Raw genomic sequence first — 19345 nt, 5'->3', positions numbered from 1 at the left:
GCCACCACTTCCACCCGACCGCCGGCCACAGGCCGTGTCTCCGCATGCCCCCGACCAAAGGAGCCGAATGGCGACCGTCTACGACACCTGGCACAAGACCTACCCCCGCCCGACCGACAAGCCCTGCCGCGAGCACAAGGGCAAGTACCCCACCGCCGACCACGGCAAGGGCAAGCGCTGGCAGGTCCGATACCGAGACCCCCAGGGCACACAGAAGAAGGAGGACTTTGAGCTCAAGACCAAGGCGGACAGTCGTGTCGCCGAGCTCAAGGCGGCCCTGGACGATGGCACGTACATCGACCCTGCGGCGACCAGGATCACCCTCGGCGCGTACGCCACGAAGTGGTTCAAGAACAACACTGCGGGCCCGACGACGGAGGTTCGCTACGAGGGTGTTGTCCGGAACCACATCGTCGGGCGCCTCGGCCACCACGAGATGCGGGTGTTCAACGACCCTGAGCCGGTTCGCGCCTGGATCAGGGAGCTACTGGAGGTGCCGCTGGCGGCTTCCACGATCGGTGGCATCGGCGACGTGCTCAGCAGCATCTTCGACGCCGCCGTCGACTCGGGCATCCTGAGGCGCAACCCGTGCAAGGCGTCCTCCGTGTCGTGGCCGAAGGTCCCGCCGAAGCCCGTCGTGCCGTGGACCCGCGAGCGGGTGCTGGCGGTCCTGGAGGGACTCCCCGAGAGCTTCCGCGCCGGCGGCGCGGTGGGTGTCGGATGCGGCCTCCGTCAGGGCGAGATCTTCGCATTGACGGAGGATGACATCGACTTCGAGGGTGGCTGGTTGCACGTGAACCACCAGATCCGCTTCGTCGGCTCGAAGATGGTGTTCGCACTGCCGAAGGGCGACAAGATCCGCTCCGTGCCGCTGTCGCCGGCCACGGCCACGGCTCTTCGGGCCCACCTCGCGGTGTTCAAGCCGATGCCCGCGACGCTGCCGTGGCACAAGCCCGACGGCAAGCCGAAGACCCTCAAGCTGCTCTTCGTGGACGCCAAGGGGAAGCCCCACAACCGGAGCGTCTTCAACCAGGGCCTCTGGAAGCGCGCCCTGGTGCACGCCGGTGTCATCCCGGCCCGCACGAGCGGCTCGCAGTACTTCGAGGCGGCACCCGACGACGGCATGCACGCCCTCCGCCACACGTACGCCTCGGCCCAGCTCGAAGGCGGCACCAGCATCAAGGCCCTCGCGGTCTACCTCGGCCACTCGGACCCCGGCTTCACGCTCCGGACCTATACCCACCTCATGCCGAGCAGCGAGGGGCGCGCCCGCTCGGCCACCGACGACTTCCTCCTCGGCGAGGCCGGGCAGGAGCGCCGGCAGGGCACTTCCGGGCCCGTGTGCCCTGGATGTGCCCTGGCGGCCTGACGGCACCTTTCGGGTGCCCGCCCCGTAGCCCGTTGACGAGCGCTCAGAAGCGGGCGGACCCGCAGGTCAGGGCCAGACCAGGCAGTACAGCTGGTGCCCGGCCTCGTGCAGGCGGTTGGCGAAGTCCTGCCACTCGTGCAGCATGCTGTAGATCACGAAGGCGTCGCGCGGTCCGCGCCGGTCGGGGACGGTGGACCAGATGAAGGCGGCGGCGCCGAGTTCGGTCTCGTCGGCCTTGCGGAGCGGTTCGACGACGTTCTGCGGGAGTTGGACGACGGCGTAGTCGGGGTGCAGCACGACGAGTTCCAGCGGCGGGACCTGGTGCAGCGGGACGCCCTGGATGCCGGTGAGGACCATGGCGCTCATGGTCTCCGGCTTGATCTTGGTGGAGAGGTGGCCGTTGGGGGAGCCGCTGGTCTCCATCAGGTCGCCGAGCCGCCCGAGCGAGCCGAGTTCGCCGGCGTCCAGGCCGAGCCCGCCCGGTCCGAGGGCGGTGGGGACTCTGGCGGCGGTGGCGCGATCCGGTGCGCCGAAGTACTTGTACGTCACCCCCACGCGTCCCTCACCCCGCCTCTCGCCGCCGCGGCGGCCACGACCCGTGCCCGCTCCCTTACCCCCGCGTGCGGTTTCGGCGGGCCTGCGGGAGCCCCCCGCAGCCTCGTCGTAGCCGTCCTGCGCCTCGGACACTCGGACCATCCTCACCGGAATTCGCCGGAATCGACAGACCCCCGCACGTCCGGCGTCCCTCCGGACGTGCTCCTTACCCGTCATGCGCCGCCGTACCCACTCGCGGTACGCGGCAGTCCTCTCCACACCCCTGCACACAACCGGAACACTTGCGCACTCTGAGTGCACAGTCTGACTGGTCCGTGCTCCGGAGCAGTCAGCGGCCCCGTCTGTACGGACCACCGTACAGACAACGGTGCCCGGATCATCGTTCCAGATGATCGGGTCCGACATGCAGAGCTCAAGGACACGATTTGAGACCATGTCTCCCGTGAGCTACCCCTACGAAGCCCCCCAGTCCCAGTCGCTGTTCGACCGCGCCTCCGTCGTGACGCCCGGCGGCGTCAACTCCCCGGTGCGCGCCTTCCGCGCGGTCGGCGGCACGCCGCGCTTCATGGTGTCCGGCGCCGGCCCCTACCTCACCGACGCCGACGGCCGCGAGTACGTCGACCTGGTGTGCTCGTGGGGCCCGATGATCCTCGGCCACGCGCACCCCGCGGTGATCGACGCCGTCCAGCAGGCGGTCACCCGCGGCACATCCTTCGGCACGCCCGGCCAGGGCGAGGTCGAGCTGGCCGAGGAGATCGTCGGCCGGGTCGCCCCGGTCGAGCAGGTCCGCCTGGTCTCCTCCGGCACCGAGGCCACCATGTCCGCGATCCGGCTGGCCCGCGGCTTCACCGGGCGCGCGAAGGTGGTGAAGTTCGCCGGCTGCTACCACGGCCACGTGGACGCCCTGCTGGCCGCCGCCGGTTCGGGCGTGGCCACCTTCGGCCTGCCGGACACCCCGGGCGTCACCGGCGCCCAGGCCGGCGACACCATCGTGCTGCCCTACAACGACCTGGCCGCCGTCGAGCAGGCCTTCGCCGCCCACCCGGGCGAGATCGCCTGCGTGATCACCGAGGCCTCGCCCGGCAACATGGGCGTCGTCCCGCCGCTGCCCGGCTTCAACGCGGGCCTGGCCCGGCTCTGCCGGACGAACGGCGCGCTGTTCGTCTCGGACGAGGTGATGACCGGCTTCCGCGTTTCCAAGGCCGGCTGGTACGGCCTGGAGGCGGCGAACGAGGGCTGGGCGCCGGACCTGCTGACCTTCGGCAAGGTCATGGGCGGCGGCTTCCCGGCCGCGGCCTTCGGCGGGCGTGCCGACGTGATGGCCCACCTGGCCCCGGCCGGCCCGGTCTACCAGGCGGGCACCCTGTCCGGTAACCCGATCGCCACCGCGGCCGGCCTGGCCCAACTGCGCGGCTGCACCGACGAGGTGTACGCGACCGTGGACAAGGTCGCTGCCGAGATCTCCGGCCTGGTGTCGGAGGCGCTCACCAAGGAGGGCGTGACGCACCGGCTGCAGACCGCCGGGAACATGTTCTCGGTGTTCTTCACCGAGGCCGCCGTCACCAACTACGACGAGGCCAAGACCCAGGAGGCGTACCGTTTCACCGCCTTCTTCCACGCGATGCTCGCCGAGGGTGTCTACCTGCCGCCGTCCGCCTTCGAGTCCTGGTTCGTCTCGGCGGCCCACGACGAGCGGGCGATCGAGCGGATCGCCGCCGCCCTTCCGGCCGCCGCCCGCGCGGCCGCCGCGGCCACGGTCTAGGCCGGACAGGACCCAGGCCCCGATCCATCCCTGCGAGCCCCAGGAGTACTGAGAAGTGAGCGCCAAAGAGATCACCGTCGTCCATCTGATGCGGCACGGTGAGGTGCACAACCCGGAGGGCATCCTGTACGGGCGCCTGCCGGGCTACCGGCTGTCCGAGCTGGGCCGGGAGATGGCCGAGCGGGTCGCCGAGGACCTGGCCGGCCGGGACATCACCCACGTGGTGGCGTCCCCGCTGGAGCGGGCCCAGGAGACCGCCGGGCCGATCGCCAAGGCGCACGGCCTGGACGTCGCGGCGGACGAGCGGCTGATCGAGGCGGACAACATCTTCGAGGGCAAGACCTTCGGCGTCGGAGACGGCTCGCTGCGGAACCCGGGCTACTGGAAGTACCTCACCAACCCGTTCAAGCCCTCCTGGGGCGAGCCCTACCTCGACCAGGTGGTGCGGATGATGGGCGCGCTCGGCGCCGCCCGGGACGCCGCGCGCGGGCACGAGGCGGTCTGCGTCAGCCACCAGCTGCCGATCTGGATCGTCCGCTCCTTCGTCGAGCGCCGCCGGCTCTGGCACGACCCGCGCCGCCGGCAGTGCTCGCTGGCCTCGCTGACCAGCTTCACCTTCGAGGGCGACAAGATCGTCTCGGTCGGCTACCGCGAGCCGGCCCGCGACCTGTTGCCCGCGCACCTGATCGGCAAGGGCGGCAAGGACAAGCCGGTGGGCAAGAGCTTCGGCGCGTGAGTCCGCGGGGCCGTTGGTAAACCCCGCGTAAGTATGGGATCGGGCCGCCCGGCGAGAGCCGGGCGGCCCGACTCCGTCACAGGTCAGAGGGGGTGCGACGCGCTAGGGAGGACCCCGGCGAACCTGCCCGGAACTCCATGCGAAACTTTTCACATGTCTGCCATGGCGCGCCCCCGTCCCCGTGTCGCCGCAGCTGCCGCCACTGTCGCCGCCGCTGCGCTCGTCCTCACCGGCTGTTCGTCCTCGGGCTCGTCGGGCAGCGGCGAAGGCCAGGTCGGCTTCGTCACCGTCAAGGGGACCAACCTGTCGAAGGTGGACACCGGCAAGCGCGGGAGCGCACCGGACATCTCCGGGGAGACCCTGGACGGCGGCCAGACCAAGCTCTCGGACTACCACGGCAAGGTCGTGGTGCTGAACGTCTGGGGCTCCTGGTGCGGGCCGTGCCGGGCCGAGGCGAAGAGCCTCCAGGCCGTCTCGGAGAAGTACAAGGACCAGGGCGTCCAGTTCCTCGGCGTCAACACCCGGGACAGCGACAAGACCAACGCCGTCCGCTTCGAGCAGGAGCAGGGCGTCACCTACCCGAGCATCTTCGACCCGGCGGGCACCCAGCTGCTCAAGTTCCCCAAGGGCAGCCTCAGCCTGCAGTCGCTCCCGACCACCCTGATCGTCGACCGCGACGGCAAGCTGGCCGCCCGCGCCGTCGGCGGCACGACCCAGGACGCGCTGGAGTCGATCCTCCAGCCGGTGGTCGCGGAGCCGAAGCAGTGAGCCTGCCGCTACAGCTCGCCGACAACACCGGGACCCTCCAGAGCGGGGCACTGCTGGTGGCCGCGCCGATCGCGCTGGCGGCCGGGCTGGTGTCGTTCTTCTCGCCCTGCGTGCTGCCGCTCGTCCCCGGCTACCTGTCGTACGTGACCGGCTTCTCCGCCGCCGACCTCGCGGACGCCCGCGGTGCGCGGCGCGGCCGGATGCTGCTCGGGGCGACGCTGTTCATCCTCGGCTTCACCGCGGTGTTCGTCTCGGGCGGGGCGCTGTTCGGCCAGTTCGGCGACACCCTCCAGGCGCACAAGCGGGTCATCTCGATCGTGCTCGGCGCGCTGACCATCGTGATGGGCCTCGCCTTCATGGGCCTCGTCCCCGGCCTGAGCATGCGCGAGGTGCGCTCCCACCGCCGCCCGGCGGTCGGCCTGCTGGGCGCCCCGCTGCTCGGCATGGTGTTCGGCGTCGGCTGGACGCCCTGCATCGGCCCGACCCTGGCGACCGTCCAGAACCTGGCCCTGAACCAGGCCGACGCGGAGCGCGGCGCCCTGCTGATGACCTTCTACTGCCTGGGACTGGGCGTACCGTTCATCGTGGCCGCGCTGGCCTTCCGCCGGGCCCTGGGTGCCTTCGGCTGGGTCAAGCGGCACTACCCGCTCGTCATGCGGATCGGCGGCGGCATGCTCGTCGCAGTCGGTCTGCTGCTCGTCACCGGCATCTGGGACTCGACGATGAGCGAACTGCAGTCCTGGACCGCCGACTTCTCGATCGGAATCTGACCGTGAGCAAGACCACGACCGAGGCCGAGCTGCCCCCGGCGCCGGACGACGCGGCCGCCGAGCGGCTCAGCAGCGCGCCGGTCGAGTCCGAGGGCCCCACCGGCATAGGGGTCCTGGGCTGGGCGCGCTGGATGTGGCGCCAGCTGACCTCGATGCGGGTCGCGCTGATCCTGCTCTTCCTGCTGTCGCTGGCCGCCATCCCGGGCTCGCTGATCCCGCAGTACCAGAACGGCCAGGGCCTGCTCAAGGTCGAGGCGTGGAAGACGCACCACACCACGGTCGCGCCGATCTACGAGAAGCTCCAACTGTTCGACGTCTACAGCTCGGTCTGGTTCTCCGCGATCTACATCCTGCTGTTCGTCTCGCTGGCCGGCTGCATCGTCCCGCGCACCTGGCAGTTCGTCGGCGTGCTGCGGGCCCAGCCGCCGGCCGCGCCGCGCAACCTGACCCGGATGCCGGTCTACGCGGTCTGGCGCACCGAGGCGGACGCCGACGCGGTGAACGCCGCCGCCCACCGGCTGCTGCGCAAGCGCCGGTTCCGCGCCAACCTGGCCGGCGGCTCGGTGGCCGCCGAGAAGGGCTACCTGCGCGAGGTCGGCAACCTGCTCTTCCACATGTCGCTGTTCGCGCTGCTCGGCGGCTTCGCCTGGGCCAGCCTGGCGTCCGGCACCGGCGGCAAGCTGATGGTCGAGGGCGAGGGCTACTCCAACACCATCACCCAGCTCGACGACTTCAACGGCACGCGGTTCTACGGCACCGAGGACCTCGACCCCTTCTACCTGAAGCTGAACGGCTTCACCGCCAAGTTCCAGGACAAGGGCGACCAGATCGGCGCCGCCCGGCAGTTCACCGCGAACGTCGAGTACACGGCGGGCGAGGACACCTCGAAGCTCAAGCAGGGCACGATCGAGGTCAACCACCCGCTGGAGATCGGCGGCAGCAAGGTCTTCCTGATCGGCCACGGCTACGCCCCGGTCATCACCGTCAAGAACGGCAAGGGCGACGTCGTCTACCGGGGTGCCGTGCCGTTCCTGCCGCAGGACAGCAACCTGACCTCGACCGGTGTCGTGAAGGTCTCCGACTACGGCGCTGGCCCGGACGGCAACCCGACCCAGATGGGCTTCTCCGGCTTCTTCCTGCCGACCGCGCCGCTGAGCTTCGAGGGCACCGGCCCGGTCTCGCTCTACCCCGGCGACGCCGCCCCCGAGCTGGTGCTGAACGCCTTCGCGGGCGACCTGGGCACCGACTCCGGCCTGCCGCAGAACATCTACCAGCTCAACGACCGGAAGCTGACCCAGCTGACCCAGGACGGCCAGCCCGCCAAGGCCCGGCTCAAGCCCGGCCAGGCCTGGGACCTGCCGGACGGCTACGGCAGCGTCACCTTCGAGGGCTACAAGCAGTGGGCCAGCTTCAACGTCTCGCACCGCCCGGGCAACACGATCGCCCTGACCGGTGCGGTGCTGGCGATCCTCGGCCTGATCGGCTCGCTGTTCGTGCAGCGCCGCCGGATCTGGGTGCGCGCGGTCGCCCTGCCGGGCGGCGGCACCCAGGTGGAGCTGGCCGGTCTGGCCCGCAGTGAGTCGGCGAAGATCGCCGAGGAGCTGGCCGAACTCGCGGTGGACCTCCAGGACGACGCCCCGGCGTCGGAGGACGAGGACGACGCCGCACCCGAAGGCCCCGCGCCCGAGGATCCCGAAGCCGAGGACCCCGCAGCCGAGGCCCCCGGACCCGAGGCCGCCGCGGCTTCGGACGCACCCGCAGAACCCGCAGTCCCTGCCGACCAGAACTCCAAGGAGTAGACGGTGCATCTCGCCTCGGGGGTCGACCCACAGCTGGCCGACCTCTCCAACAAGCTGATCTATTCGGCGATGGTGGTCTACACGCTCGCCATGTTCGCCCACATGATCGAGTGGACTTTCGGCAGCAAGGGCGCCGTCGCCGTCCGCTCGACGGAGCAGTCGGGCAGCCTGTCCGAGACCGTCGCCGGCACCAAGGGCGCGAAGAAGGTCACCGTTACCGTGGCGGGGGCCGGCGGCGGCACCACCACCACGCTCACCCGCACCGCCCTGGCGGGCGAGGGCGCGACGGTGGTCACCAGCGGGCGCGGCGCGGACGAGGAGGACGGTCCGGGCGCGGCCGGCAACAGCACCCGGGCCGACCTGGCCGGCCGGATCGCGGTCTCGCTCACCGTGCTGGGTGCCCTGCTGCACGCCGGCGGCATCGTCACCCGCGGCCTCTCGGTCTCCCGCTGGCCGTGGGGCAACATGTACGAGTTCTCCTGCGCCTTCGCCTTCGCCATGACGGCGGCGTACCTGGTGCTGCTGGCCTCGAAGAAGAACGTCCGCTGGCTCGGCCTGCCGGTCGTGCTCGCGGGGCTGCTGACCCTCGGCATCGCCACCACGGTGCTCTACACCGACTCCGAGCAGCTCGTCCCGGCGCTGCACTCGCCGTGGCTGGCGATCCACGTCTCGACCGCGATCTTCTGCGGCGGCGCCTTCTACGCGGCGTTCATCGCCACGCTGCTGTACCTCGGCAAGGACTCCTTCGACAAGCGGATCGCGGCCGGCCTGACCACCGGCCCGCTGGGCACCCCGGCGTCGGTCTGGCGCCGGCTGCCCGCCGCGTCCACCTTCGACAAGCTGTCCTACCGGATCAACGCCCTGGTCTTCCCGCTCTGGACCTTCACCATCATCGCGGGCGCGATCTGGGCCGAGGCGGCCTGGGGCAAGTACTGGGAGTGGGACCCGAAGGAGACCTGGTCGTTCATCACCTGGGTCGCCTACGCCTGCTACCTGCACGCCCGCGCGACGGCCGGCTGGAAGGGCCGCAAGGCGGCCTACCTGGCGCTGGCGGCCTTCGCCTGCTGGCTCTTCAACTACTACGGCGTGAACATCTTCGTCACCGGCAAGCACTCCTACGCGGGGATCTGACCGGGGCACACAGTCACCCACCGGCCCGGCTCTCCGCAGAAGGTAGCCGGGCCGAGGTGCGACAGGGGTAGTTCGTGCCGGCCGCCGGCCGGCACGGGGAGGAACGAGGAGGAAATCGCGCAATGGAGTGCGACGAGGTCATGCTGACCGTCCGAATCACCGCCGCCGAGCGCACGTTGCTCCGCCGGCTCGCCCAGGGACACCGCAGCGACGTGTCCGAGGTGGTGGCCGATGGCCTGCTGGACATCATCCCCACGCTCAGCTCGCCGGTGGACGCCTACCGCCTGCTGGGCGCCCTGGCGGCGCCGGCGCCGTGCGCGCTGACGGTCTGGCTGCCGACCCCGCTGGCCGACCTGCTGGTGCCCGGCGCGGCGCGGATCGCGCAGGTCACCGAGGTCCGGATCGAGTCGGCCAGCGCGATGCTGGGCGCGGCGCTGCGGCTCTGGCTGGCCCAGGACCCGGTCCGGCTGGCCACCAACCTCAGCGTGATGCACGCCGGTCGGCCGTCGGCGCTGGTCGCCGCCTAGCGGGCGGTCGAGGGGGCCCAGGGGGCGCTCGGGGGAGGCCGGTTCAACTGGCCAGTGGCAGCCGGGGGCTGCCGATGCCCTGGCCGGCGGGGCGGTCGTCGAAGGCCTCCCGCCGGGCGGGCACCGTCGGCGGCTCTCCCGGTCTGTCGCCCGGTCTGTCACCCCGCCTGTCGGCCGGCCTGTCCGCCGATCCGTCGGCGGGCCCGTCGATCGGTTCGGTGAGCAGCCGGCAGTCGGCCGCCGTCCGCCCGTCCTGGACCAGCAGCACCCGGACGGGCAGCCGGCGGCCGTCCGGCGCCTGCTCGTGGACCGCCTGGACGAGGCAGGGCCGGTCCAGCTCGATGTAGCGGTCGAAGGACGTCACCAGCTCGACCGGCACCACCGGTTCGGGGTGGCGCAGCCGCTGGGCGGCCTGCCGGGCGGCCTCCAGCACCAGCATCCCGGGCACGTGGTCCAGCTCGTGGTCGAACAGCACCGGGTGCCCGGCGTCGGTGCGCAGCAGCCAGGTGTCGGGCCGCAGGGTGGGGCTGAGCACGACGTCCGTGGGCTGTGCGCGGCCGACCAGTTCGGGCGCGGTGGGCGCGGGCGGCCGGGGCAGGGTGGCGGCCCGCCGCTCGGGGCCGCGCAGCCGGGCGTAGGAGGCGGGGGAGACGACCCGCAACTGGCCGGAGCCGTGGCCGATCGGGTGGCCGTCCCGGGATATGTCGATGTGCACCCGCAGCGAGACCAGCCGCCCGTGCCGCATCCGGACGTCCTCGCAGCCGACCGCGAGCATCAGCGAGGCCGGTCCGGTGGTGACGGCCAGGCCGCGCAGGCCGTCCGGGCCGAGCGCGTAGGAGAGGTCCTCCATGACGAAGTGGTGGCCGCGCGGCACTCCGAAGCCGGCGTGGCCGATCAGCAGTCCGGCCTGCCGGATGGTCTCGGCCATCAGCACCGGGTCGTGGAAGCGGTCCCCGGGCAGGCGGTAGAAGGCGTGCAGCCGGGGCCACTGGGCGCCGAGCAGGAAGTCGTACGGACCGGTGGCCTGCCAGCCGGTGAGGAACACCTCGGACACCGAGGTGCGGTGCACCAGGTGGCGGGAGACGGTCCGCTCGTGGAAGTCGTAGCCGGGACCGGGGTGGGCGTACGGACCGTGGGCGTCCGGCTCTACGATCAATGGCATGACGGGCCCTACTCCAGGGTGGCGGTCGAGCGGCCGGTACGGCCGCCTGAAAGAAAACATACAGACCACCCGGTTTCTCTTCTGCGTCTGGGGTGGCCCCTGCCGCGCAGCCCGACGCGACCACGCTACCCGGCCTCTGGACTGGGGTAATGGCCGCCCAGGGGGTGGCAGGCCCGGGGCGGGGGTGCTCCCCACTGGACGGCGGGGTCGGCGAAGGAGCTAGATTAGATACCAACCATGCGGTTTCGGTCGGCGCCGTCCGCATGCGAGGCGTCGCCCCCAACGGCGGCGCGCTGACAGCAGCGGGGCGGGCGGGGGGAAACGCGTCCGGCCGAGTCCGGAGGGGCCCAGTGGTCAAGCAGGAACGCGCGGGGCGGACCAGGCGTGCCGTGCTGCTCGCCGCGGCGGACACGTTCGCCGGCGTGGGCTTCGAGGCCGCCAGCCTGGTCGACATCAGCCGCCGGGCCGGGGTGAGCAAGGGCGCCCTCTACTTCCACTTCGTCTCCAAGCAGGCCCTCGCCGACGGCGTGCGCGCCGCCGCCGGGCGCGAGATCGGCTCGGCCGCGCTGCGCGCCCTGCGCTCCGGCGGACCGGCCCTCCAGGGCCTGATCGACTTCTCGCACGAACTCGCCCGGCTGCTGCGCGAGGACGTGATGGTCCGGGCCGGCGTCCGGCTCGGCCGCCAGGGCCCACCCCGGGCCGACACCCCGGACGGCCCGCCCGGCGCGGACGCCGCCTGGCGCAGCCTCACCGCCGTCGTCCACCGGCTGCTGGACCGCGCCGCCGAGGCCGGCGAGCTGCGCCCCGGGCTGGACCGCCGGGCCGCTGCCGAACTGCTGACGACGATGGCGGCCGGCCAGGTGCTGCTCGCCGCCGAGGAGGCCGACCGGCCCGGGCCGGAGGCTGTCGGCCGGCTCTGGGCGGCCGCGCTGCCGGCCCTGGTGGCGGTGGAGCACTGCGCCGGCTACCGGTTCCGAGCGGCCGTGGGCGGACAGCTCCGGCAAGCGCCCTGAGAAATGCCGGGAGGCGTCGCGGGAGGTGCCCCGGAGCGCCCGGCGTGATCCGGAGGAGAGCCCCTGAGCCCCTAGGAGGGCACGCGCTCGGCGACGCTCAGCCGGGCGAGCGCGTGCGGCTGGACCAGGCCGGGCAGCACCAGCGTCCACAGGTCGGACATCCGCTGGATCAGGTCCCGCCGGTCGGTCAGCACCTGGGAGCTCAGCTGGATCCCGGTGACGGCCCCGGTGATCACCCCGGCGGCGGCCGCCAGATCGATCCCCGGGTGGAGGTCCCCGGCGTCCCGGGCGCGTTCCAGCAGCCCGCGGGCCACGTCGGACCAGCCCTGGTAGGCGGCGATCTGCGGCTGGGTGAAGCTGCCGTGCTCGATCGTCAGCCGGATGCTGCCGCGCACCAGCGGGTCGTCCTGGAGGGCGTGGGCGAAGGCGTACCCGAGGTCGATCAGGGTCTGCACCGGGCTGTCCGAGGACGGCTGCCAGGTGCCCAGCCAGGCGCCCTGCCCCTCGATGACGGCGAGCGCCAGCTCCTCCTTGGAGCGGAAGTGGAAGTACAGCGCGCCCTTGGTGACACCGGCCCGGTCCAGGATCTCGGACATCGTGGCGGCGGCGTAGCCCCGCTCGTCGAACACCTCGGCCGCCGCGAGGAGTACCGTCTGGCGGGTCGCCAGCGCGCGGGCCTGCCTGGCCATCGCAGCCTCCCTGGATAGTTCTGGTCCATCGGCAGCGGCCGATCCTATGGGGGCCGACGGGGCGGCGGGCCGCATACCGTCCAGTAGGTATTCTACCGAGCCGCGCCGGGGCGGAGCGGACACCCGGTGGTCGGACCGGCCGGGCCCGGTGGTCCGGGCCGCCGGGAAGGCCGGAAGGCCGGCCACCCGGGTGGGGTGACCGGCCGTCGCGGGAGGTTCCGGGCCGTCAGGCGGCCTGCTGCCAGCTGACCGGCGAGTAGTAGGCCGGGCGGCGCTCCAGGCGCTGCCAGTTGGCGATCGGCTCGACCTGCGCGGTCGCGGCGGCCTGCTGCGCGACGGCCGCCCGGGCCATCAGCACGGCGGTGAGGGCGGCCAGCTCCTCGTCGGAGAGCGAGCCGCGGACGATACGGACGAGGGGTTCGGCGGAAGCAGTCATGGTCTGGTTTTCTCCCCCGGTGGCTTGTGGTGTGTGGTGGTCGCTCGGAACTGCGTGCTGCGGGCCGCGCGTGGGCGCGGGCGTTACATCGGCGGGTTGCCGTGCTTGCGGCTGGGCAGGTCGGCGTGCTTGGTGCGGAGCATGGCCAGGGCGGAGGCGATCACCTGGCGGGTCTCGGCGGGGTCGATGACGTCGTCGACGAGGCCGCGTTCGGCCGCGTAGTACGGGTGCATCAGTTCGTTCTTGTATTCCTTGATCTTCTGGGCGCGCATGGCGTCGGGGTCTTCGGCGGCGTTGATGTCGCGGCGGAAGATGACGTTGGCGGCGCCTTCGGCGCCCATGACGGCGATCTCGTTGGTGGGCCAGGCGTAGGAGAGGTCGGCGCCGATGGAGCGGGAGTCCATGACGATGTAGGCGCCGCCGTAGGCCTTGCGCAGGATGAGCTGGATGCGGGGCACGGTGGCGTTGCAGTAGGCGTAGAGGAGTTTGGCGCCGTGGCGGATGATGCCGTCGTGCTCCTGGTCGACGCCGGGCAGGAAGCCGGGGACGTCGAGCATGGTGACGAGGGGGATGTTGAAGGCGTCGCACATCTGGACGAAGCGGGCGGCCTTCTCGCTGGCGTTGATGTCGAGGACGCCGGCGAGGGACTGGGGCTGGTTGGCGATGATGCCGGTGACGTGGCCGTCGATGCGGGCCAGGACGCACAGGACGTTGGTGGCCCAGCGTTCGTGGACTTCGAGGTATTCGCCGTGGTCGACGATCTCCTCGATGACCTTGCGCATGTCGTAGGGGCGGTTGCCGTCGGCGGGGACGAGGTCGAGGAGGGTGTCGTTGCGGCGCTCGACGGGGTCGTCGTTGACGGCGGGGGGCGGCATCTCGCGGTTGTTCTGGGGGAGCAGGGAGAGGAGGTAGCGGACTTCCTCGATGCAGGACTGCTCGTCGTCGTAGACGAAGTGGGAGACGCCGGAGACGCCGGCGTGGACATCGGCGCCGCCGAGGCCGTTCTGGGTGATCTTCTCGCCGGTGACGGCCTGGACGACGTCGGGTCCGGTGATGAACATCTGGGAGGTCTCGCGGACCATGAAGACGAAGTCGGTCAGCGCGGGGGAGTAGGCGGCGCCGCCGGCGCAGGGGCCGAGCATGACGGAGATCTGCGGGATGACGCCGGAGGCCTTGGTGTTGCGCTGGAAGATGCCGCCGTAGCCGGCGAGGGCGGTGACGCCCTCCTGGATGCGGGCGCCGGCGCCGTCGTTGAGGGAGACCAGGGGGGCTCCGGCCGCGATGGCCATGTCCATGATCTTGTGGATCTTCTGCGCGTGGGCCTCGCCCAGCGCGCCGCCGAAGATCCGGAAGTCGTGCGCGTAGGTGAAGACGGTCCGCCCGTGCACGGTGCCCCAGCCGACGATCACACCGTCGGTGTGCGGCTTCTTCGCCTCCAAGCCGAAGCCCTGGGCGCGGTGCCGGCGCAGCGGCTCGACCTCGCGGAAGGAGCCCTCGTCCAGCAGCAGGTCGATGCGCTCGCGGGCGGTCAGCTTGCCCTTCGCGTGCTGGGCCTCGGTGGCCTTCTCGCTGGGGCCGCGCCGCACCTTCTCGCGCAGTTCGTGCAGCTCGGCGACCCGCCCGCGGGCGTCGGCCGCGACCTCGGGGACCTCGCCGTCGACTGGCGCCTCATGCACAACCGTCATCTCGAACCACTCCAAGGGTGAGGGAACTGTCCGACAGCCAACGTCTGCTGTGCCCCCGGCTGCGAATCACTTTCTTCACTTATGACTGTACGAGGGGCCGTGCGTTGGTTTCGGCGTCGATTCCGTACAAGGTCAGGTCCGTTTAGATGTCAGGCCTGCACAGAAGGGGTGGTGTCGAAGCCGGAGCGCTGGGTGTCTGTTCGAATACCGGGGGCTGTCGGTCAGGTGATGGCCCGATGATCTGAACATGAAGAAAAGTGCAGGTCAGGGCTGTTGTTCAGTAATGTAGGGCGGCCCTCTTGCGCCTTGCTCAAGCCCCGCTCAAGTCCGGTCGGGCGCCGGTGCGGATCCGTGCTAGACGGCGCCGAGTCGTAGGGAAGCGCCAAAAACACCACAGCCCACCCGATGCCGTCCGGGTGGGCTGTCCGGGGGATGCCCCCAGTGGCTCCGATCAGCTCTTTCGGCCGTCCTCGGGCTCGTCCTCGCCCCGCAGCTCCTGCTCGCGGCGGCGCAAATCGGCCTCCCACTGCTTCAGCATGTCCTCGTGATCCTTGTCGCTCTTCTTCAACGAGGCGAGGAATTCGGGGTCGTCGTCCGGTGCGAGCGGGCGGCCGTCGCGCCGGACCGGCTGCCCCGGACGGCCGTCGGCGTCGTCGGGCGCCCCGGTCCGCAGGAGGCCGCGCTGCTTGCCGGCCACCAGCCAGGCGATCGGGCCCACCGGCGGGAACAGCAGCACGATGAGCACCCACACCGGCTTGGGCAGGTGCTTCACCTGGTCCTCGGGGGTGGTCAGGCAGTCGATGAACGCCCACACCCAGAGCGCGAGCGGAAGGATGATGGTCAGAAGAATTCTCAGCACGGCGGCGATCTCCCTGCGGGGCGGTCGGGGCGGGTGCCTTCCCGGGGCCCTTGACGGAGCCAGGCTATCCGGTGGCGGATACTGACAGGCATGGCATACGACGATCTCCGCTCGTTCCTGCGGGCACTCGACCGTGAGGGCGACCTCAAGCGCATCAAGGCAGAGGTGGACCCGCACCTGGAGATCGGCGAGATCGTCGACCGGGTCCAGAAGGCCAAGGGCCCCGCGCTGCTCTTCGAGAACGTCAAGGGCTCGTCGATGCCGCTCGCGATGAACGTCTTCGGCACCGAGCGGCGCCTCGCCAAGGCGCTCGGCCTCAAGGGCCCGGACGACATCTCGGAGAAGATCGCCGGCCTGCTCAAGCCCGAGCTGCCGCAGGGCTTCACCGGCTTCCGGGACGCCTTCGGCAAGCTCGCCTCGATGGCGCACGTGCCGCCCCGGCACGTGAAGTCCGGTGACGCGCCGGTCCAGGAGGTCGTGCTCACCGGCGACGACGTCAACCTGGACGAGCTGCCCGCCCTGTTCACCTGGCCGATGGACGGCGGCTCCTTCTTCAACCTGGGCCTCACCCACACCAAGGACCCGGACAGCGGCATCCGCAACCTCGGGCTCTACCGGCTCCAGCGGCACGACCGCCGCACCATCGGCATGCACTGGCAGATCCACAAGGACAGCCGCAACCACTACGCGGTGGCCGCGAAGCGCGGCGAGCGGCTGCCGGTCGCGATCGCCTTCGGCTGCCCGCCCGCCGTGACCTACGCGGCCACCGCGCCGCTGCCCGGCGACATCGACGAGTACCTGTTCGCCGGCTTCGTCGCCGGGGAGCGGGTGAAGATGGTCGACTGCAAGACCGTCCCGCTCCAGGTCCCGGCCGACGCCGAGGTGGTGCTGGAGGGCTGGCTGGAGCCCGGCGAGATGCTCCCCGAGGGCCCGTTCGGCGACCACACCGGCTTCTACACCCCGCAGGAGCCGTTCCCGGCGCTGAAGATCGACTGCGTGACGATGCGCCGCCGTCCGATCCTCCAGTCCATCGTGGTCGGCCGCCCGCCGACCGAGGACGGCCCGTTGGGCAAGTTCACCGAGCGGTTCTTCCTGCCGCTGCTGAAGATCATCATCCCGGACATCGTCGACTACGACCTGCCCGAGGCCGGCGGCTTCCACAACTGCGTGATCGTCTCGATCGACAAGAAGTACCCCAAGCACGCCCAGAAGACGATGCACGCCATCTGGGGCGCCCACATGATGTCGCTGACCAAGCTGATCATCGTGGTGGACTCCGACTGCGACGTGCACGACTACCAGGAGGTCGCCTGGCGGGCCTTCGGCAACGTCGACTACAGCCGCGACCTCACCGTCGTCGAGGGCCCGGTCGACCACCTCGACCACGCCTCCTACCAGCAATTCTGGGGCGGCAAGGCCGGCATCGACGCGACCCGCAAGCTCCCCGAGGAGGGGTACACCCGGGACGGCGGGTGGCCCGAGATGGTCTCCTCGGACCCGGCCACCGCCGAACGAGTGACCCGTCGCTGGAAGGAATACGGACTGTGAGGAGATACGGCACTATGGGGTCGGACCAGACGCAGGGGGCTGCCGCTCCCCGCACCGGCGGGGGTCTCCCGGAGTACGGACTGTGAGCACCGCTGCGGTCGAGACGCCCGGGCGCACGAAGGCCTTCCTGCGCCTGGTGATGATCGAGCACTCGGTCTTCGCCCTGCCCTTCGCCTACACCGCCGCACTGACGGCCATGTTCCTCGCCGACAAGCGGGTGCACTGGGGCGAGCTGTTCATCGTCACCGTCTGCATGGTCGGCCTGCGCACCTTCGCCATGGCCGCCAACCGGATCATCGACCGCGAGATCGACGCCCGGAACCCGCGCACGGCCTCGCGCGAACTCGTCACGGGTGCGGTGTCGCTGAAGACGGCGTACGCCGGCTCGGCCGTGGCACTGATCGTCTTCCTCGGCGCGGCGGCGATGCTCAACCCGCTCTGCCTGGCGCTCGCGCCGGTCGCCGTCGTGCCGATGGTGGTCTACCCGTACGGCAAGCGCTTCACCGACTTCCCGCAGGCCATCCTGGGCCTCGCCCAGGCCATGGGCCCGGTCGGCGCCTGGCTCGCGGTGACCGGCACCTGGTCGTGGGACGCCCTCGTACTGGGTGTCGCGGTCGGCGTGTGGATCGGCGGCTTCGACCTCATCTACGCCTGCCAGGACGTCGAGTCCGACCGGCACGGCAAGGTGCGGTCGGTACCGGCCCGCTTCGGCATCCCGGCGGCCATCCGGGGCGCGCGGGTGTGCCACCTCGTGACGACGCTCCTGCTGGGGTGGTTCGCGCTCCGGACCCACGCCGGCGCGGCGTTCTGGGTCGGCCTGGTCGTCGTCGCGGGGGCGTTCGTCTACGAGCACACCATCGTCAAGCCGAACGACCTGTCGAAGCTGAACCGGGCCTTCTTCCAGACCAACGGCTTCGTGGGCATCTCGCTGTTCGCCTTCGCCCTGCTGGACCTGATCATCCGTGGGCTCGGGGTCTGAGCCCCGCGGAGTCACTTGCGTGGACCCTGTCGCCTTGGGAGACCTGGATCAGGTGAGCGGCGGGGTCAACTGGCAGACGACGACGAGTTCGAGTCGGGGGACGATGTAGTAAGTGATCAGTCCTCCGGCGACGTCGAGGCACTGCATGGGCTCGCCACTGCCCTCGTACGTGGTGCCATCCAGGTAGAGCGCTTCGGCTGCCCGAACCAGTTCGGCGGCCTTCTGCTCGACTGCCGAGAGGAAACTGGCCGGTGCCCCGCCGGTGACGTGCTCCTCGCCGGGCAGGTACTCCCAGCTCCAGCTCACCCGTTCACCGCCGAGAAGGCGGACCGGTACAGCACGGCGACCTCCGTGGCGTGTCGGCGGCACTCCTCAACGGTTGCGGCGTGGTTGGCCAGGTAGTTCTCCCGGTGGTAGGTCTGCGCCGTGGCCGGGACCCGCTCGATCTCCACCACGGTGGCCCAGTGGGCAACGAACGCGCGGATCGGGTTGACGCTGCCTGCCTCGATGGCCGCCGCCATGGCTCTGGTCTGCCCCTCCACCATCTCCGGAAGCCGGTCGGCAGCCACCACGGCGAGCGCGGCCTTGATCGCCGCGGGGGTCTTCTCAGGCCGAGGGATGAGTTCGGTTCCATTCGACACCGGCTGGCTCACAGGGCGCTCCTCTCGTCTCGTCCGAGCCTAGCCGGGTCAGCGGAACAGCGCGGCGTGATCCGTGGCCCAGGTGCGGAAGTTGCGGGGCGGGTGGCCGGTGAGGTCCTGGACCGTCGTGGTGGCCGGGTTCGGGGTGGTGATGCGGGCGTGGATGAAGTCCAGTGCGCTGTCGACGACCGCTCCGGGCCGGCCGGTGGCGGACATGCGGCGGCGGGCCGCCTCGCGGGGGATCTCCTGCCACTTCACCGGGCGGCCGGCGGCCTCGCCGATGATGTCCACCTGTTCCGCCTGGGTGGGGCACTCCGGGCCGGTGAGCAGATAGCGCGCGCCGTCGTGGCCGTCCTCGGTGAGGGCGCGGACGGCGACCGCCGCGATGTCCCGCTCGTCCACCGGGTTCAGTCCGGCCGCGCCGCCGTAGCCCTGCACGGCGCCCCCGGAGCGGATCTCCTCCGCCCACTGGAGCGCGGCGGTGAACCCGTGCGCCCGCAGCACCGTGTGCCGGACCCCGCTCCCGGCGAGCAGCGCCTCCACCTCGCCCTCGGCCCGGACGGCCGTCGAGGAGAGGAGCACGACCCGCCCGACCTCCCGGGCCAGCACCCCCACCGCGTCCGCCGCCTCGTCCGCCGTGGGGAACGGCCACCCCAGCAGCACCGCTCCCGCCCCCTGGACCGCCGCCTCCAGCGATGCCGGGTCGAGCAGGGCCCGCTGCGTCAGCGTCCGCACCCGCACCCCGGCGGCGGCGAGCTGCAGCCCGACGTGTCGCTCGACCGCTCCGGGGGCGCCGACCGCCAGCACAGGCGACGTGCCATCAACTCGCTTCTCTGTCATGTCTCGAACGTAGGCGAGAAGTATGAGACGCCCCATGCGTGCGGGTCTCCGGTTCATGCGCCATCGTCTACCAGGC

At 71.3% G+C, this 19345-nt stretch carries 20 protein-coding genes; 11 read left to right on the top strand and 9 right to left on the bottom strand.

Annotation, left to right across the window (positions count from 1 at the left end):
• The first annotated feature begins 67 nt into the window (after window positions 1-67).
• Window positions 68-1369 (top strand): tyrosine-type recombinase/integrase, encoded by a 1302-nt coding sequence (locus ACIOGZ_RS15270; protein ID WP_400986122.1) that lies wholly within the window; start codon window positions 68-70, stop codon window positions 1367-1369.
• Window positions 1370-1435: 66 nt separating this feature from the next.
• On the opposite strand, the gene ACIOGZ_RS15265 is transcribed toward ACIOGZ_RS15270, so the two are convergent.
• A complete protein-coding gene (locus ACIOGZ_RS15265; protein ID WP_371518320.1) occupies window positions 1436-2065 on the bottom strand; it encodes a hypothetical protein in 630 nt (209 codons plus the stop codon).
• 292 nt (window positions 2066-2357) lie between these two features.
• Here ACIOGZ_RS15265 and hemL point away from each other — a divergent pair, with 292 nt between their 5' ends.
• The 7 genes from hemL to ACIOGZ_RS15230 all read left to right on the top strand — a co-directional run bounded on the left by hemL (window position 2358) and on the right by ACIOGZ_RS15230 (window position 9417).
• Window positions 2358-3686 carry a glutamate-1-semialdehyde 2,1-aminomutase gene (gene hemL, locus ACIOGZ_RS15260; RefSeq protein ID WP_363629283.1) on the top strand — a complete coding sequence of 443 codons (1329 nt, stop codon included), beginning with the start codon at window positions 2358-2360 and terminating at the stop codon, window positions 3684-3686.
• Window positions 3687-3774: 88 nt separating this feature from the next.
• Complete coding sequence (locus ACIOGZ_RS15255) at window positions 3775-4422, top strand: histidine phosphatase family protein (RefSeq protein ID WP_079136296.1); 648 nt, start codon at window positions 3775-3777, stop codon at window positions 4420-4422.
• A gap of 162 nt (window positions 4423-4584) precedes the next feature.
• Complete coding sequence (locus tag ACIOGZ_RS15250) at window positions 4585-5190, top strand: TlpA disulfide reductase family protein (protein ID WP_363617831.1); 606 nt, start codon at window positions 4585-4587, stop codon at window positions 5188-5190.
• Entirely contained in the window at window positions 5187-5960 is a 774-nt protein-coding gene (locus ACIOGZ_RS15245) for a cytochrome c biogenesis protein CcdA (protein ID WP_363579941.1), read from the top strand. Before ACIOGZ_RS15250 ends, ACIOGZ_RS15245 begins: the two co-directional genes overlap by 4 nt.
• A gap of 2 nt (window positions 5961-5962) precedes the next feature.
• Window positions 5963-7759: a cytochrome c biogenesis protein ResB gene (locus tag ACIOGZ_RS15240; RefSeq protein WP_363579942.1), complete on the top strand. Its 1797-nt coding sequence runs from the start codon at window positions 5963-5965 to the stop codon at window positions 7757-7759.
• Between the two features lie 3 nt (window positions 7760-7762).
• Entirely contained in the window at window positions 7763-8890 is a 1128-nt protein-coding gene (gene ccsB / locus ACIOGZ_RS15235; RefSeq protein WP_400986120.1) for a c-type cytochrome biogenesis protein CcsB, read from the top strand.
• Window positions 8891-9030: 140 nt separating this feature from the next.
• Complete coding sequence (locus tag ACIOGZ_RS15230) at window positions 9031-9417, top strand: hypothetical protein (protein WP_363579943.1); 387 nt, start codon at window positions 9031-9033, stop codon at window positions 9415-9417.
• Window positions 9418-9460: 43 nt separating this feature from the next.
• Here the strand turns inward: ACIOGZ_RS15230 and ACIOGZ_RS15225 are convergent, their stop codons facing one another.
• The gene (locus ACIOGZ_RS15225) at window positions 9461-10579 is read right to left on the bottom strand and encodes a ScbA/BarX family gamma-butyrolactone biosynthesis protein (protein WP_363629287.1); all 1119 of its coding nucleotides are present in this window, start codon (window positions 10577-10579) and stop codon (window positions 9461-9463) included.
• Window positions 10580-10929: 350 nt separating this feature from the next.
• Between ACIOGZ_RS15225 and ACIOGZ_RS15220 the strand changes: the two genes are divergently transcribed.
• Window positions 10930-11592: a ScbR family autoregulator-binding transcription factor gene (locus ACIOGZ_RS15220; protein ID WP_400986118.1), complete on the top strand. Its 663-nt coding sequence runs from the start codon at window positions 10930-10932 to the stop codon at window positions 11590-11592.
• A gap of 71 nt (window positions 11593-11663) precedes the next feature.
• Here ACIOGZ_RS15220 and ACIOGZ_RS15215 read toward each other — a convergent pair whose 3' ends face one another.
• The 4 genes from ACIOGZ_RS15215 to ACIOGZ_RS15200 form a co-directional block, all read right to left on the bottom strand.
• On the bottom strand, window positions 11664-12281 hold the full coding sequence (locus ACIOGZ_RS15215) for a ScbR family autoregulator-binding transcription factor (RefSeq protein WP_350878465.1): 618 nt from the start codon (window positions 12279-12281) through the stop codon (window positions 11664-11666).
• A gap of 226 nt (window positions 12282-12507) precedes the next feature.
• The gene (locus ACIOGZ_RS15210; RefSeq protein WP_063348879.1) at window positions 12508-12717 is read right to left on the bottom strand and encodes an acyl-CoA carboxylase subunit epsilon; all 210 of its coding nucleotides are present in this window, start codon (window positions 12715-12717) and stop codon (window positions 12508-12510) included.
• Between the two features lie 83 nt (window positions 12718-12800).
• Window positions 12801-14402, bottom strand: a complete 1602-nt coding sequence (locus ACIOGZ_RS15205; protein ID WP_063348880.1) for an acyl-CoA carboxylase subunit beta — start codon at window positions 14400-14402, stop codon at window positions 12801-12803.
• A gap of 451 nt (window positions 14403-14853) precedes the next feature.
• Complete coding sequence (locus ACIOGZ_RS15200) at window positions 14854-15261, bottom strand: PLD nuclease N-terminal domain-containing protein (RefSeq protein WP_363579946.1); 408 nt, start codon at window positions 15259-15261, stop codon at window positions 14854-14856.
• 90 nt (window positions 15262-15351) lie between these two features.
• Here ACIOGZ_RS15200 and ACIOGZ_RS15195 point away from each other — a divergent pair, with 90 nt between their 5' ends.
• Both ACIOGZ_RS15195 and mqnP read left to right on the top strand, forming a co-directional pair.
• A complete protein-coding gene (locus ACIOGZ_RS15195; RefSeq protein ID WP_363579947.1) occupies window positions 15352-16809 on the top strand; it encodes a menaquinone biosynthesis decarboxylase in 1458 nt (485 codons plus the stop codon).
• An 82-nt stretch (window positions 16810-16891) separates the two neighbouring features.
• Window positions 16892-17788 carry a menaquinone biosynthesis prenyltransferase MqnP gene (gene mqnP / locus ACIOGZ_RS15190; protein ID WP_363579948.1) on the top strand — a complete coding sequence of 299 codons (897 nt, stop codon included), beginning with the start codon at window positions 16892-16894 and terminating at the stop codon, window positions 17786-17788.
• 48 nt (window positions 17789-17836) lie between these two features.
• On the opposite strand, the gene ACIOGZ_RS15185 is transcribed toward mqnP, so the two are convergent.
• Genes ACIOGZ_RS15185 through ACIOGZ_RS15175 form a run of 3 tightly spaced genes read right to left on the bottom strand, consistent with a single transcriptional unit; the run spans window position 17837 to window position 19269 of the window.
• Entirely contained in the window at window positions 17837-18094 is a 258-nt protein-coding gene (locus ACIOGZ_RS15185) for a hypothetical protein (RefSeq protein ID WP_363629291.1), read from the bottom strand.
• On the bottom strand, window positions 18091-18441 hold the full coding sequence (locus ACIOGZ_RS15180) for a hypothetical protein (protein WP_363579950.1): 351 nt from the start codon (window positions 18439-18441) through the stop codon (window positions 18091-18093). Before ACIOGZ_RS15180 ends, ACIOGZ_RS15185 begins: the two co-directional genes overlap by 4 nt.
• Window positions 18442-18477: 36 nt before the next feature.
• Complete coding sequence (locus ACIOGZ_RS15175; RefSeq protein ID WP_363579951.1) at window positions 18478-19269, bottom strand: hypothetical protein; 792 nt, start codon at window positions 19267-19269, stop codon at window positions 18478-18480.
• Window positions 19270-19345: the final 76 nt, after the last annotated feature.

The organism is Kitasatospora sp. NPDC088160 (genome assembly GCF_044741445.1).
In the GTDB taxonomy this organism is placed as follows: domain Bacteria; phylum Actinomycetota; class Actinomycetes; order Streptomycetales; family Streptomycetaceae; genus Kitasatospora.
This window is presented reverse-complemented; position numbering and strand designations above follow the sequence as displayed.